Source organism: Pseudomonas sp. WS 5011, from assembly GCF_012985775.1.
GTDB lineage: Bacteria > Pseudomonadota > Gammaproteobacteria > Pseudomonadales > Pseudomonadaceae > Aquipseudomonas > Aquipseudomonas peli.
This window is the reverse complement of record NZ_JAAQXA010000003.1, coordinates 18151-32642: the sequence shown is the minus strand read 5'-3', so window position 1 is coordinate 32642 and position 14492 is coordinate 18151. Positions and strand designations below refer to the sequence as shown.

Below are 14492 nucleotides of genomic sequence, written 5' to 3'. Positions count from 1 at the left end.
TAAGCGAAACACAAGGTTAAAAGAGAAAAACTGATCACATTATAAGCGGTTTTTTTGCCGGGTAGCCATTTGCGCTTCTGTCAAGACTGTTATTTAATGTGAAAAAACATAAATAGTCCGTAAGTCGCGGATGCCAATAGGAAATCGGTCGTGCTAGGGCTCTTCAATAAGAAAGCGAATACGCTACTCGGGATCGATATCAGTTCGACCTCCGTCAAGCTCCTCGAATTGAGCCGCTCCGGAAGCCGCTACAAGGTAGAGGCTTACGCAGTCGAACCGCTCCCGCCAAACGCGGTGGTCGAGAAAAACATCGCCGAGCTGGAAGGTGTGGGTCAGGCCCTTTCACGTGTGCTGGCGAAGGCTAAGAGCGGTGTAAAAACCGTCGCCGTCGCGGTTGCCGGGTCTGCAGTTATTACCAAGACCATCGAAATGGAAGCCGGGCTTTCTGATGATGAGCTTGAAAACCAACTGAAGATCGAAGCCGACCAGTACATCCCCTATCCCTTAGAAGAAGTTGCCATCGATTTCGAGGTGCAGGGCACATCCCCGCGTAATGCCGATCGAGTTGAGGTGCTGCTCGCAGCATGTCGCAAAGAGAACGTCGAGGTTCGTGAGGCCGCTCTTGCGCTTGCTGGTCTCACCGCCAAAGTGGTTGATGTTGAGGCTTATGCCCTGGAACGCGCCTACGGTTTGTTGATTGACCAATTGGGTGGTGGTCGGGATGAGCTGACCGTAGCGGTTGTCGACATTGGCGCCACCATGACCACGCTCAGTGTTCTCCACAACGGCCGCACCATCTACACCCGCGAGCAACTGTTTGGTGGCAAGCAGTTGACCGAAGAGATTCAGCGCCGTTACGGCTTGTCAGTTGAAGAGGCAGGCCTTGCCAAGAAGCAAGGCGGCTTACCGGATGACTACGACAGCGAAGTGTTACAGCCTTTTAAAGAAGCCGTGGTGCAACAAGTCGCTCGATCGCTGCAGTTCTTTTTCGCTGCAGGTCAATTCAATGATGTCGACTTCATCCTGCTGGCAGGCGGTACTGCCTCGATTCCAGACCTTGACCGTTTGATTCAGCAAAAAATTGGTACTCAGACATTGGTCGCTAACCCATTCGCCGAAATGGCGTTGAGTGGAAAGGTCAACGCTGGCGCGCTCGCCAGTGATGCGCCAGCCTTGATGATTGCCTGTGGTCTGGCAATGAGGAGTTTCGACTAATGGCGCGGATTAACCTTTTACCTTGGCGCGAGCAGCTGCGCGAAGAGCGCAAGCAGCGCTTTCTAGCAACACTTGCTGGTGTGCTTATCGTAGCAGCAGGCGCTGTATTTCTTGGTGATCAATATTTGAGCGGTGCGATTGAGCAGCAAAATGCACGAAATGAATTTGTGCGTAAGGAAATTGCTGTTCTAGATGCACGCATTAAAGAAATTAGTGAGCTGAAAACTCGGCGAGAGCAGCTTCTTGAACGTATGAAAATTATTCAGGATTTACAGGGTAATCGGCCGATTATTGGTCGTGTCTTCGATCAGCTGGTTCGCACATTGCCGGATGGCGTCCATTTCACTGGTGTGAAAATGACAGCGAAGAATATTGATATTGTTGGTGCAGCTGAGTCTAACAACCGCGTATCCAATCTGATGCGTAATTTAGATGCTTCGGATTGGCTAACCGCACCAAATCTGACTGAAGTTAAGTCAGTAACTGCTGGCGCTGTTGATCAGGCTAATGTATTTAAATTGAGTGTCCAGCAAACTCAGCCTGGGTTAGCGGCAGAGGAGGCTAAGCAATGAGCCTTAATGATTCGCTAGAGAATTTGCGAAAAATTGATTTTAGTGACCTCGATTTTAATAATGTAGGATCTTGGCCTGCCGCAGTAAAATTTATTGCTGGCCTAGTCCTGTTTATAGCTATTGTAGCGCTTGGGTACAATTTTCATTTGAAAGATCTCCAAGCTGAGTTGGAGCTACAGCAGAGTCAGGAGCTTTCTCTTAAAGAGCAGTTCTCGAGTAAAGCTTATCAAGCAGCCAATCTGGATGCTTATAAGGAGCAGATGCAGGAAATGGAGGTTTCATTTGGAGCTTTATTAAAGCAGCTACCGAGTGATACTGAGGTTCCGGGGCTATTAGAAGATATCACGCGCACAGGGTTAGGAAGTGGTCTGGAGTTTGAGGAAATAAAGCTTCTGCCCGAAGCTACGCAGCAGTTTTACATAGAGTTACCGATTCAGATTAAAGTTGTAGGTGCTTATCATGATCTTGCTACGTTTGTAAGTGGTGTTGCTAGCTTACCTAGGATTGTAACCTTGCACGACTTCGATCTAGTTCCTGTTGAAATTGACGGTGTTGCGACTCTGAGAATGAGCATCTTGGCGAAAACCTATCGCTACAACGATAAAGGGGGGGCAAAATGAGATTATATCTACCCTTTGTGTTCTGTTTTTTTGTGTTGATTAGCGGCTGTGGTGTTAGTCGAGATTTTTCCGATCTACAAACTTATATGGATGAAGTTCGTACGCGTCCCAAGGGTTCAATCGAACCATTGCCAAAATTCCAGCCATATGAAAGCTTTACTTATGGTGCGGCTTCTTTGCGCAGTCCTTTTCAGCCGCCAGTAAAAATTGACTTGGCTAGTCGACAGAAAGGGTCAACCGATGTCAAGCCGGATGAATCAAGGGTCAAACAGTTTCTCGAGGACTTTAATATAGAAACGTTCCAGATGGTTGGAACGTTAGCTAATGATAGTGGAACCTTTGCGTTGATTAGTGGTTCGAGTGGCGTTCATCGGGTGCGTGTCGGCGACTATCTAGGTCGTAATCACGGGCGTATTTTGGCCATTGACGAAGCAAAAATTGATGTTGTTGAGATTGTCCCAGATGGTGAGGGCGGTTGGTTGGAGCGTCCGCGCAGCCTCTCCCTTAAGGAGCGCTCTTAATTGAGCGAGTTAGCTATTATGAATAATAATCGGTCTGCCCAACGGAACCTCCTAATGAATAGCTCTTTTTCGCGTCTTAGCCTTTCTCTTTCAGCGGTGATATTTTCACCTTTTCTTTTAGCCGCTGATTTGCAAACACTTGATGTGGCTGCTTTGCCTGGCGATAGAGTGGAGCTGAAGCTGACTTTTGACGAGCCAGTGCTTGCCCCTCGGGGTTATACAATCGAGCAGCCTGCGCGCATCGCCCTTGATTTGCCAGGTGTGGCGAACAAGCTAGGCGTGAAGAATAAAGAGCTGGGTGTGGGCAATGCCCGAAGTGTTACTGTGGTTGAGGCGAAGGATCGCACTCGTTTAATTATTAATCTTACTAATTTATCGCCGTATAGCACTCGGGCTGAAGGTAATACACTTTTTGTAGTAGTGGGGGAAGGTACCCAAGCCTCGGCTTCAGCACCTGTGCAGGCAGCTGCTCCTGTTGCTGCGTCCTCAAAAATTTATGCGTCGCAAGAAAGAGCTATTAGCAATATAGATTTCCAGCGCGGTGAGCAGGGCGAAGGTAATGTTGTTATTACATTGTCTGATGCTTCTGTGAGTCCTGATATTCAGGATCAGGGTGGTAAAATTCGATTGAATTTTTCTAAAACACAGCTTCCCGAGGCGTTACGCGTTCGTCTGGATGTTAAGGACTTTGCAACGCCTGTGCAGTTTGTGAGTGCTGCGGGTTCTGATGGGCAAGCCAATATTATTATCGAGCCGACAGGTAGCTATGATTATCTTGCTTACCAGACAGATAATAAGTTGACACTTAGTATTAAGCCTTTGACCCAGGATGAAGTGGATAAGCGTAAAAGTGAAAGTTTTGCCTATACGGGTGAAAAGCTTTCGCTGAATTTTCAAGATATTGATGTTCGCTCTGTGTTGCAGTTGATTGCAGATTTCACTGACTTGAATCTGGTAGCTAGTGATACGGTAGCAGGCAATATTACTCTGCGTTTGCAGAATGTTCCTTGGGATCAGGCGTTGGACTTGGTTTTGAAGACCAAGGGATTAGATAAGCGTAAGGTTGGCAACGTATTGTTGGTTGCACCTGCTGATGAGATTGCTGCTCGTGAGCGGCAAGAGCTCGAGGCGCAGAAGCAGATTGCCGAGTTGGCACCTTTGCGCAGGGAGTTGATTCAGGTTAATTATGCAAAAGCATCGGATATGGCGAAGTTATTCCAGTCCGTAACCAGTGCAGATGGCACTGCAGATGATCGTGGATCTATAACTGTAGATGATCGTACTAATAGCATTATTGCCTATCAAACGCAGGATCGTCTCGACGAGTTGCGTCGAATTGTTGCTCAGCTAGATGTTGCTGTTCGTCAGGTAATGATTGAAGCTCGCATAGTTGAAGCAAACGTTGATTACGACAAGGCGCTAGGTGTGAACTGGCGCGGCGCCAGCGTAGGCGATACAAGCTATGTCGTAAGCGGTCGAGGTGGTAATCGCGTGGGTGCTCCGGGATATGGTCAGAATATTCCTAATGTCCAAAATCCAACGCCTTCCTTAGGAAACTTTGTGGATATGGGGGCTGCCGGTGCAACTTCTGGATTTGGTATTGGTTTTATTACTGACAATACTATTCTTGATCTTGAGCTTTCAGCGATGGAGAAGACCGGTAATGGTGAGGTGGTTTCTCAACCTAAGGTTGTTACTGCGGATAAAGAAACAGCAAAAATATTGAAGGGATCCGAGGTTCCTTATCAGGAGGCTAGCTCCAGCGGTGCCACCAGTACTTCATTCAAAGAGGCGGCACTGTCACTTGAGGTTACGCCGCAGATCACTCCCGATAATCGAATTATTATTAAGGTTAAAGTGACTAAAGATGCTCCTGATTTTTCCCAGGCAGCTTCAACTGGTGGTGTGCCTTCTATTTCTAAAAATGAAGTTAATGCCAAGGTTCTTGTCTCTGACGGCGAAACAATAGTTATTGGTGGAGTGTTCACTAATACTCAGTCTAAGTCAGTTGACAAGGTTCCCTTCCTTGGTGATGTTCCTTATATTGGGCGTTTTTTCAAGCGTGACCTGGTGCAGGATAAAAAGTCTGAGCTATTGATATTCCTGACGCCGCGCATCATGAACAATCAAGCTATTACGGTGAGTCGCTGATTCGGTGCGTAATTTGATCCTTGTAGGCCCGATGGGGGCTGGTAAAAGCACCATCGGACGCCTTCTTGCCAAAGAATTGCGGTTGTCGTTCAAAGACTCTGATAAAGAGATCGAGCAGCGTACGGGCGCGGATATTCCTTGGATCTTTGATGTTGAAGGTGAGCAGGGATTTCGTGAGCGTGAGCAGGCGGTGATCGCAGACCTTTGCGATGTCGACGGTATGGTGCTTGCTACTGGCGGCGGTGCGGTAATGCGTGCTGAAAACCGTATTGCCCTCAGGCGCGGTGGTCATGTGGTTTATCTGCATGCGTCTGTCGAGCAGCAGGTGGATCGCACTTCACGTGATCGAAATCGTCCGCTATTGCGGGCGGCGGATCCAGGTAAGGTTTTGGCTGATCTGTTGGCAGTTCGTGATCCGCTTTACCGTGAAATTGCCGACGTAGTAGTCGAAACCGACGAGCGTCCGCCTCGTATGGTGGTACAAGAGATACTAGAGCGTCTTGAGGCGCTTTCTCCCCGTTAAAGCGCAGGCTGAACTGCGCTATCCTAGGCCCCTTTGAAACTTGGGGGCTCTATGCAAACTCTTCATGTCGATCTTGGTGAGCGCAGCTACCCGATCTATATCGGTGGCGAGCTGTTGGCTCATGATGATGTGTTGGCGGCCCACATTATTGGGCGTCAAGTCGCGATCGTAACCAATGAGACAGTTGCTCCCCTATATCTCGCAGCGCTTGAGCGCTCGCTTACTGGTTTTGCCGTAACTTCTGTGGTTTTGCCTGATGGCGAAAGTTACAAAACCTGGGAAACCCTGCAGCTGATTTTTGACGGGTTGCTAGGTGCACGGCATGACCGGCGTACGACCGTGATTGCTCTTGGGGGCGGCGTAATTGGTGATATGGCGGGGTTTGCAGCGTCGTGTTACCAGCGCGGTGTCAATTTCATCCAAGTGCCAACAACATTGCTGTCTCAGGTCGATTCGTCGGTTGGCGGCAAAACCGGGATCAACCACCCGTTGGGTAAGAATATGGTGGGTGCCTTTTACCAGCCGCAAGCTGTGTTGATCGATACTGCTACGCTCGCTACCTTGCCCGCTCGAGAATTGTCAGCCGGTTTGGCTGAGGTGATTAAGTACGGTTTGATCTGTGATGAGCCCTTCCTGTCCTGGCTTGAGGCGCATATGCCAGCATTGCGCGCGCTAGATCAGGAGGCCCTGACTGCTGCAATTGCTCATTCCTGCGCGGCCAAAGCCCGTGTGGTTGCGGCGGATGAGCGTGAGTCAGGTGTGCGCGCTACGTTGAATCTTGGGCACACCTTCGGCCATGCCATCGAGACGCACCAAGGCTATGGTTCGTGGCTGCATGGTGAGGCGGTGGCGGCGGGTACTGTCATGGCGTTGGATATGTCTGAGCGGTTGGGCTGGATTAGCAAGCTCGAGCGCGAGCGTGCTGTTCGGTTGTTTATGGCTGCAGGGTTGCCGGTTGTTCCACCTGGGGATATGACGCCTGAGGATTTTATGGAGCATATGGCGGTCGACAAGAAAGTCCTTGATGGCAAGCTGCGTCTGGTGTTGTTGCGTGGTTTGGGTGAGGCGGTTGTAACCGGTGATTTTCCCCGGGAAATTTTGAATGCCACGCTGAACGCAGACTATGCGGCGCAGCTGGCTCAGCTTAAAAATTAACGAGTGTCCCATGACAAGTCTGCATGCTGACGAGGCGTTTCTCGATCATTATCACTTCACCCACGACCCTTTTGCTTCGAGGGTGCCGGGGTTCAAGTTTTTCCCTGCCCAGCGCAAGCCAGTGCTCGGTCAGTTGCACCATCTGGCGCGTTACAGTCAGTTGTTGTTGGTGGTCAGTGGGCCGGAAGGCAGTGGCAAGACCCTGCTCCGCCAGGCGCTGGTAGCGAGTACCAATAAGCAGGCAGTGCAGAGTGTTGTTGTGTCCGCCAAGGGCGCTTCGGATCCCGCGAGCATTTTGCGTCAGGTCGCGCAGGGGTTGCAGGTGCAGCGGCCAGAGCTGCCGGCCATTCTTGCGCAGGTTGGGCAATTAGCGCTGACCGGACAGGAAGTCTATGTGCTGGTGGATGATGCTGAAGATCTCAGTGATGCGGCCTTGACCAGCTTGCTGAGTCTGGCGGTTGGCAATGCGGAAGGGCGTCCGCATGTTTTTCTGTTTGCTGATTCGCAGTTGCTGCCGCGGCTTGAGCGTGTGGCTGCGGGTGATGAGTGCTTTCATGTCATCGAGTTGCAGCCCTACAGCGAGGATGAGACGCGCGAGTATTTGGCTCAGCGTCTTGAGGGTGCGGGGCAGGGCATTGAGGTGTTGAGTGATGACCAGGTTGCCGATATTCATGAGCAATCTTCCGGCTGGCCGGGCGTAATCAATCAGGTTGCGCGCGAGTCGCTGGTTGAGGCGATGTTGGCGCAGCGCGGTGCTGCAAGTCGTGGTGGTTTTTCCTTCAGTTTGCCGCGCAAGCATTTGCTGGCCCTTTGTGTGGTGGCGATCGGCGTGCTGGCTGCCTGGTTTATGCAAGGTCGGGTGGTTGAGGATATTGATACGCCGGTGATTGCACAGTTGCCACTCGGTGAAACTCCCCCGTCTGTCGTGGTAGCGGAGCCAGGTGCGACAGCTGCTCCGGCGGTTGCGCCGGCGATTCAATTTGAGGGTGCCAATCAGCCACTGCCGCTGCCTTTGGTGGGCGAAGCGCAGCCGGTGATTCGTGAGCCTTTGGCGCAGGCCGCCGGTTTGAGTGGCGCTGAAGAAGCTGACGCTGCGGGTGTGACAGGCGCTGCGGATATCGTGCCTGAGCCGGTAGTGTCAGCAAGTGTTCCGGTGGCGCCAGTTGTGCCTGAGCCGGTTAAGGTGGCACCTGTGGTTGCGCCGCCTGCTGCGCCTGTGGTCAAACCGGTTGCACCAGTGGTCACAGCGGCACCGTCGCCAGCAAAGCCGAAAGCTCCGCCCCCTGCGGCCAAGCCGGCTGCTGGTGGCGATTGGTATACCGCACAGGCGGGCTCGCGTTATACCCTGCAGATTCTTGGCGCGCGGTTGGAAAGTGGCGCGCAGGCTTTTGTAAAAGCGAATGGCGCGGATTACCACTATTTCAAGAAGCAGCATCAGGGTAAGCCGCTGTACGTAGTGACCTATGGCAGTTTTGCCACACGTGATGCGGCGCAGGCGGCCTTGCGTACCCTGCCTGCAAAAGTGCAGGCTGGTAAGCCCTGGCCGCGTAACTTTGCTGGTATTCAGCAAGAAATTGCCCAGGCGCGCTAGCTGATACACTCCAGCGCTTGCGCTGACCGGTCGGTCGCTACCACGACCTTCCGGTCTTATCCTTCGTTTTCGCGACATATTTTTTCAAGGCATCGTCACTAAGATTTGTGACGGCCTAGGTGGGTATGTACAATGACTGCCCTTTCGCCTGCGCAAAGCTGGGGCCTAGTCCTGCGCGCATGGTAAGTGGTTGAATTAGAAAGTAATTGCCTTGTGATAGGCCGTCTGGTGAGAGTCCCTATGAAAGCAGGTTTGTACCGTCCTGATGAGTTCAAGGATAACTGCGGCTTCGGCCTTATCGCCCATATGCAGGGTGAGGCTAGCCATCACCTGCTGCAGACCGCGATTGAAGCCCTGACATGCATGACCCACCGTGGCGGGATCAACGCCGACGGTAAGACCGGTGACGGTTGCGGTCTGCTGATCCAGAAGCCTGATGCTTTCCTGCGGGCCATGGCCCAGCAGCACTTTGCCGCCGAGCTGCCTAAGCAGTACGCCGTCGGCATGGTGTTCCTCAACCAAGATCCAGTGAAGGCTGAAGCGGCCCGCGAAAACATGAATCGCGAGATTCTTGCTGCCGGCCTGAGCCTGGTCGGCTGGCGCAAAGTGCCAATCGACACCAGCGTACTCGGCCGCTTAGCGCTTGAGCGTCTGCCACAGATCGAGCAGGTGTTTATCGGCGGCGAAGGTCTGTCCGATCAGGAGTTTGCGATCAAGCTGTTCAGTGCCCGTCGTCGCTCATCGGTGGCCAACGCCGCAGACAGCGATCACTACATCTGCAGCTTTTCGCACAAGACCATCATCTATAAAGGTCTGATGATGCCGGCCGACCTGCAGCAGTTCTACCCGGACCTGGGTGATGAGCGTCTGCAGACCGCCATTTGCGTCTTCCACCAGCGCTTCTCTACTAACACCCTGCCAAAGTGGCCGCTGGCTCAGCCCTTCCGCTTCCTGGCGCACAACGGTGAAATCAACACCATCACCGGCAACCGTAACTGGGCGCAGGCGCGCCGTATGAAGTTCGCCAACGACCAGATCTTTGATTTGGATGAGCTCGGCCCGCTGGTCAACCGCGTGGGTTCCGACTCCTCGAGCATGGACAACATGCTTGAGCTGATGGTCACCGGCGGCATCGACCTGTTCCGTGGCGTGCGCATGATCATTCCGCCTGCGTGGCAGAACGTCGAAACCATGGACGCCGATCTGCGCGCGTTCTACGAATACAACTCCATGCACATGGAGCCCTGGGATGGTCCGGCCGGTGTAGTACTTACCGATGGCCGCCATGCCGTGTGCCTGCTCGACCGTAACGGTCTGCGTCCGGCGCGTTGGGTCACCACCAAGAACGGCTACATCACCCTGGCGTCGGAAATCGGCGTGTGGAACTACGCACCCGAGGACGTATTGGCCAAGGGGCGCGTTGGCCCTGGGCAGATCCTGGCGGTCGACACCGAAACCGGGCAGATCCTCGGCAGCGACGACATCGACAACCGTCTGAAGTCGCGTCACCCCTACAAGCAGTGGATGCGCAAGAGTGCCCAGCGCATTCAGGCGACCCTGGAAGACCGCGACCACGGTTCGGCGTTTTACGACGTCGACCAGCTCAAGCAGTACATGAAGATGTACCAGGTTACCTTCGAGGAGCGTGATCAGGTGCTGCGTCCGCTGGGCGAACAAGGCCAGGAAGCAGTCGGCTCCATGGGCGACGACACGCCAATGGCTGTGCTCAGTCAGCGCGTGCGCTCGCCGTACGACTACTTCCGCCAGCAGTTCGCTCAGGTCACCAACCCGCCGATCGACCCGCTGCGTGAAGCCATCGTCATGTCGTTGGAGATCTGCCTCGGTGCCGAGCGCAATATCTTCGAAGAGTCGCCAGAGCACGCTGCGCGTGTGATTCTCAGCAGCCCGGTGATTTCACCGGCCAAGTGGCGCGCTTTGATGAACCTGGATCGCCCAGGCTTCGAGCGCCAGCTGATCGACATGAACTACGACGAGTCGCTCGGCCTGGAAGCTGCTGTGCGCAACATGGCCGATCAGGCTGAAGAAGCGGTGCGTGCCGGTAAGGTGCTGCTGGTTCTGTCTGACCGCCACATTGCTCCAGGCAAGCTGCCGGCTCACGCCTCGCTGGTCACCGGTGCGATTCACCACCGCCTGACCGAAAAAGGTCTGCGTTGCGACTGCAATATCCTGGTCGAGACTGCGACTGCCCGTGATCCGCATCACTATGCCGTGCTGCTCGGCTTCGGCGCGTCGGCGGTATATCCGTTCCTCGCCTACGAAGTGCTGGGCGACCTGATCCGCACCGGCGAAGTGCTGGGTGATCTGTATGAAGTGTTCAAGCACTACCGCAAAGGGATCTCCAAAGGCTTGCTGAAGATCCTGTCGAAGATGGGCATCTCCACTGTTGCCTCCTACCGTGGTGCGCAGCTGTTTGAAGCGGTCGGCCTGGCCGATGACGTCACCGAGCTGTGCTTCCGAGGTGTGGCCAGCCGCATCAAGGGCGCACGCTTCGTCGATATCGAAAACGAGCAGAAGCTGCTCGCGGCCGAAGCCTGGAACGCGCGCAAGACCATCCAGCAAGGCGGTCTGCTCAAGTTCGTTTACGGCGGCGAGTATCACGCCTACAACCCGGATGTGGTCAACACCCTGCAGGCAGCGGTGCAGCAAGGTAGCTACGAAAAATTCAAGGAATACACCACGCTGGTCGACACCCGTCCGGTGTCGATGCTGCGCGACCTGCTGAAACTGAAGCTGGCCGACAAGCCAATCGCACTGGATCAGGTTGAGCCGCTGGGCGAGATTCTCAAGCGCTTCGACTCGGCAGGTATCTCGCTGGGTGCATTGTCGCCTGAGGCGCACGAAGCCATTGCCGAGGCGATGAACCGTCTGGGCGCGCGCTCCAACTCCGGTGAGGGCGGTGAAGACCCGGCCCGTTACGGCACCGTGCGCAGCTCGAAGATCAAGCAGGTGGCAACCGGCCGTTTCGGTGTAACCCCGGAATATCTGGTCAACGCCGAAGTGCTGCAGATCAAGGTTGCTCAGGGCGCCAAGCCCGGTGAGGGCGGCCAGCTGCCGGGCGGCAAGGTCAACGGTCTGATCGCCAAGCTGCGTTACGCAGTGCCGGGCGTGACCCTGATTTCGCCACCGCCGCACCATGACATCTATTCCATCGAAGACCTGGCGCAGCTGATCTATGACCTCAAGCAGGTCAACCCGGCCGCTCTGGTGTCGGTCAAGCTGGTGGCGGAAGCCGGTGTCGGCACCATCGCCGCCGGTGTGGCCAAGGCCTATGCCGACCTGATTACCATCTCCGGTTACGACGGTGGTACCGGTGCATCGCCGCTGACCTCGATCAAGTACGCCGGTGCGCCGTGGGAACTCGGCCTGGCCGAAACCCACCAGACCCTGCGCGGTAACGACCTGCGCGGCAAGGTGCGGGTACAGACCGACGGCGGCCTGAAAACCGGCCTCGACGTGATCAAGGCCGCTATCCTCGGCGCCGAAAGCTTCGGCTTCGGTACTGCGCCGATGATCGCTCTGGGCTGTAAATACCTGCGCATCTGTCACCTGAACAACTGCGCCACCGGCGTGGCCACGCAGAACGACAAGCTGCGCAAGGATCACTTCATCGGCACCGTCGAAATGGTGATGAACTTCTTCACCTATGTCGCCGAAGAAACCCGTGAGTGGCTGGCCAAGCTGGGTGTTCGTAGCCTGGAAGAGCTGATCGGGCGTACCGATCTGCTGGAAATGCTGCCGGGCGAAACCGCCAAGCAGGGGCATCTGGACCTGACGCCGCTGCTCGGTAGCGACCACATTCCGGCCGACAAGCCGCAGTTCTGCCTGGTTGATCGCAACCCGCCGTTCGACGAAGGTCTGCTGGCCGAGAAGATGGTCGAGCTGGTCAAACCGGCGATTGAGGCAGCCAGCGGTGCTGAGATTGATCTGGAAATCTGCAACTGTGACCGTTCCATCGGTGCCCGTGTCTCCGGCGAAATCGCCCGCAAACACGGTAACCAGGGCATGGCCAAGGCGCCGATCACCTTCCGCTTCAAGGGCACTGCGGGCCAGAGCTTCGGTGTGTGGAACGCCGGTGGTCTGAATCTGTACCTGGAAGGCGACGCCAACGACTACGTCGGCAAGGGCATGACCGGCGGCAAGCTGGTGATCACCCCGCCGAAAGGCAGCCCGTTCAAGACCCAGGACAGTGCCATCATCGGCAACACCTGTCTGTACGGCGCCACTGGCGGCAAGCTGTTCGCAGCCGGTACTGCGGGCGAGCGTTTCGCCGTACGTAACTCCGGTGCGCACACCGTGGTTGAAGGCACGGGCGACCATTGCTGCGAATACATGACTGGCGGCTTTGTCTGCGTACTGGGCAAAACCGGCTACAACTTCGGCTCCGGCATGACTGGCGGTTTCGCCTACGTGCTGGATCTGGATAACAGCTTCTACGACCGCGTTAACCACGAGCTGGTGGAAATTCAGCGGATCAACAATGAGTCGATGGAGGCTTACCGTAGCCACCTGGAACGCGTGCTCGCCGAGTACGTCCAGGAAACATCGAGTGAGTGGGGCGCGACCCTGCTGGAAAACCTGGACGACTACCTGCGCAAGTTCTGGCTGGTCAAACCGAAGGCGGCAAGCCTGAAGTCGTTGCTCTCCAGCACCCGTGCCAACCCGCAATAAGAATGCGCCTGAAGTGGTTTGATGAGGTATTGCAATGACTGAACGTCTGAATAACGACTTCCAGTTCATCGAAGTCGGGCGCAAAGACCCGAAGAAGAAACTGTTGCGTCAGCGTAAGAAAGAGTTCGTCGAGATCTACGACAACTTCAAGCCTGCGCAAGCGGCCGATCAGGCACACCGTTGTCTGGGTTGTGGTAACCCCTATTGCGAATGGAAGTGCCCGGTGCACAACTTCATTCCCAACTGGCTCAAGCTGGTGTCCGAGGGCAACATCCTCGCCGCCGCCGAACTGTCGCACCAGACCAACACCCTGCCGGAAGTCTGCGGCCGTGTGTGTCCGCAGGACCGTCTGTGCGAGGGTGCGTGTACCCTGAATGACGGCTTCGGCGCGGTGACCATCGGCTCGGTGGAGAAGTACATCACCGATACGGCGTTCGCCATGGGCTGGCGTCCAGACATGTCGCGTGTGGTGCCAACCGGCAAACGCGTTGCGGTGATCGGTGCTGGTCCTGCTGGCCTGGGCTGCGCCGACGTCCTGGTGCGCAACGGTGTGACCCCGGTGGTATTCGACAAGAACCCGGAAATCGGCGGCCTGCTGACTTTCGGTATCCCCGAGTTCAAGCTGGAGAAGAGCGTGCTGAGCAATCGCCGCGAAGTCTTCACCGGCATGGGCGTCGAGTTCAGCCTGAACACCGAGATCGGCACAGATATCACCATGCAGCAGCTGCTGGATGAGTACGATGCCGTGTTTATGGGCATGGGCACCTACACCTATATGAAGGGCGGCTTCCCCGGTGAAGACCTGCCGGGCGTCACCGATGCGCTGGATTTCCTGATCGCCAACGTCAACCGCAACCTCGGTTTCGAGAAGAACGCGGAAGACTTTATCGACATGAAGGGCAAGCGCATCGTCGTTCTCGGCGGCGGCGACACCGCGATGGACTGCAATCGCACCTCGATTCGCCAGGGTGCCAAGTCGGTTACCTGCGCCTATCGCCGCGACGAAGAGAACATGCCGGGCTCGCGCAAAGAAGTGAAGAACGCCAAGGAAGAAGGGGTGAAATTCCTCTTCAACCGTCAGCCCATCGCCATCGTTGGTGAAGGCAAGGTTGAGGGCGTGAAAGTGGTCGAGACCCGTCTCGGCGAGCCGGATGCCCGTGGCCGTCGCAGCCCTGAGCCGATTCCGGGCTCCGAGGAAATCATCCCGGCGGAAGCCGTGCTGATCGCCTTCGGTTTCCGTCCAAGCCCGGCTGCCTGGTTCAGCGATTTCACGATCGAAACCGACAGCCAGGGCCGTGTCGTAGCGCCGGAGCAGAGCCAGTTCAAGCACCAGACCAGCAACCCGAAGATCTTCGCTGGTGGCGATATGGTTCGCGGTTCTGACCTGGTGGTGACGGCAATCTTCGAAGGTAGGAACGCCGCCGAAGGCATCCTCGACTACCTCGGCGTCTAAGC

10 protein-coding genes are annotated in these 14492 nt (G+C 55.2%); all 10 read left to right on the top strand.

Annotation, left to right across the window (positions count from 1 at the left end; genetic code table 11):
• The first annotated feature begins 150 nt into the window (after window positions 1–150).
• Entirely contained in the window at window positions 151–1215 is a 1065-nt protein-coding gene (locus tag HBN63_RS04205; protein ID WP_170048523.1) for a pilus assembly protein PilM, read from the top strand.
• On the top strand, window positions 1215–1787 hold the full coding sequence (locus HBN63_RS04200) for a PilN domain-containing protein (RefSeq protein WP_170048522.1): 573 nt from the start codon (window positions 1215–1217) through the stop codon (window positions 1785–1787). The genes HBN63_RS04205 and HBN63_RS04200 overlap by 1 nt, the downstream gene beginning before the upstream one ends.
• Window positions 1784–2407, top strand: a complete 624-nt coding sequence (pilO, locus tag HBN63_RS04195) for a type 4a pilus biogenesis protein PilO (protein WP_170048521.1) — start codon at window positions 1784–1786, stop codon at window positions 2405–2407. Before HBN63_RS04200 ends, pilO begins: the two co-directional genes overlap by 4 nt.
• The gene (gene pilP / locus HBN63_RS04190) at window positions 2404–2928 is read left to right on the top strand and encodes a type 4a pilus biogenesis lipoprotein PilP (RefSeq protein ID WP_170048520.1); all 525 of its coding nucleotides are present in this window, start codon (window positions 2404–2406) and stop codon (window positions 2926–2928) included. The genes pilO and pilP overlap by 4 nt, the downstream gene beginning before the upstream one ends.
• Before the next feature lie 54 nt (window positions 2929–2982).
• Window positions 2983–5079, top strand: coding sequence for a type IV pilus secretin PilQ (gene pilQ / locus HBN63_RS04185; protein ID WP_170048519.1), 2097 nt, complete (start codon window positions 2983–2985; stop codon window positions 5077–5079).
• Window positions 5080–5083: 4 nt separating this feature from the next.
• Window positions 5084–5602 (top strand): shikimate kinase AroK, encoded by a 519-nt coding sequence (gene aroK / locus HBN63_RS21820; protein WP_170048518.1) that lies wholly within the window; start codon window positions 5084–5086, stop codon window positions 5600–5602.
• A gap of 51 nt (window positions 5603–5653) precedes the next feature.
• Window positions 5654–6757, top strand: coding sequence for a 3-dehydroquinate synthase (gene aroB / locus HBN63_RS04175; protein WP_170048517.1), 1104 nt, complete (start codon window positions 5654–5656; stop codon window positions 6755–6757).
• A 10-nt stretch (window positions 6758–6767) separates the two neighbouring features.
• Window positions 6768–8348 carry an AAA family ATPase gene (locus HBN63_RS04170; protein ID WP_170048516.1) on the top strand — a complete coding sequence of 527 codons (1581 nt, stop codon included), beginning with the start codon at window positions 6768–6770 and terminating at the stop codon, window positions 8346–8348.
• Between the two features lie 240 nt (window positions 8349–8588).
• Entirely contained in the window at window positions 8589–13037 is a 4449-nt protein-coding gene (gltB, locus tag HBN63_RS04165; protein ID WP_170048515.1) for a glutamate synthase large subunit, read from the top strand.
• Between the two features lie 34 nt (window positions 13038–13071).
• Window positions 13072–14490 carry an FAD-dependent oxidoreductase gene (locus HBN63_RS04160; protein ID WP_170048514.1) on the top strand — a complete coding sequence of 473 codons (1419 nt, stop codon included), beginning with the start codon at window positions 13072–13074 and terminating at the stop codon, window positions 14488–14490.
• Window positions 14491–14492 lie beyond the last annotated feature (2 nt).

Excerpts from the sequence above, each read along its gene's own strand:
- HBN63_RS04200 (WP_170048522.1), top strand. The coding sequence starts at position 1,215 with ATGGCGCGGATTAACCTTTTACCTTGGCGCGAGCAGCTGCGCGAAGAG.
- pilO (WP_170048521.1), top strand. The coding sequence starts at position 1,784 with ATGAGCCTTAATGATTCGCTAGAGAATTTGCGAAAAATTGATTTTAGT.
- pilP (WP_170048520.1), top strand. The coding sequence starts at position 2,404 with ATGAGATTATATCTACCCTTTGTGTTCTGTTTTTTTGTGTTGATTAGC.
- pilQ (WP_170048519.1), top strand. The coding sequence starts at position 2,983 with ATGAATAGCTCTTTTTCGCGTCTTAGCCTTTCTCTTTCAGCGGTGATA.
- aroB (WP_170048517.1), top strand. The coding sequence starts at position 5,654 with ATGCAAACTCTTCATGTCGATCTTGGTGAGCGCAGCTACCCGATCTAT.
- HBN63_RS04170 (WP_170048516.1), top strand. The coding sequence starts at position 6,768 with ATGACAAGTCTGCATGCTGACGAGGCGTTTCTCGATCATTATCACTTC.
- gltB (WP_170048515.1), top strand. The coding sequence starts at position 8,589 with ATGAAAGCAGGTTTGTACCGTCCTGATGAGTTCAAGGATAACTGCGGC.
- HBN63_RS04160 (WP_170048514.1), top strand. The coding sequence starts at position 13,072 with ATGACTGAACGTCTGAATAACGACTTCCAGTTCATCGAAGTCGGGCGC.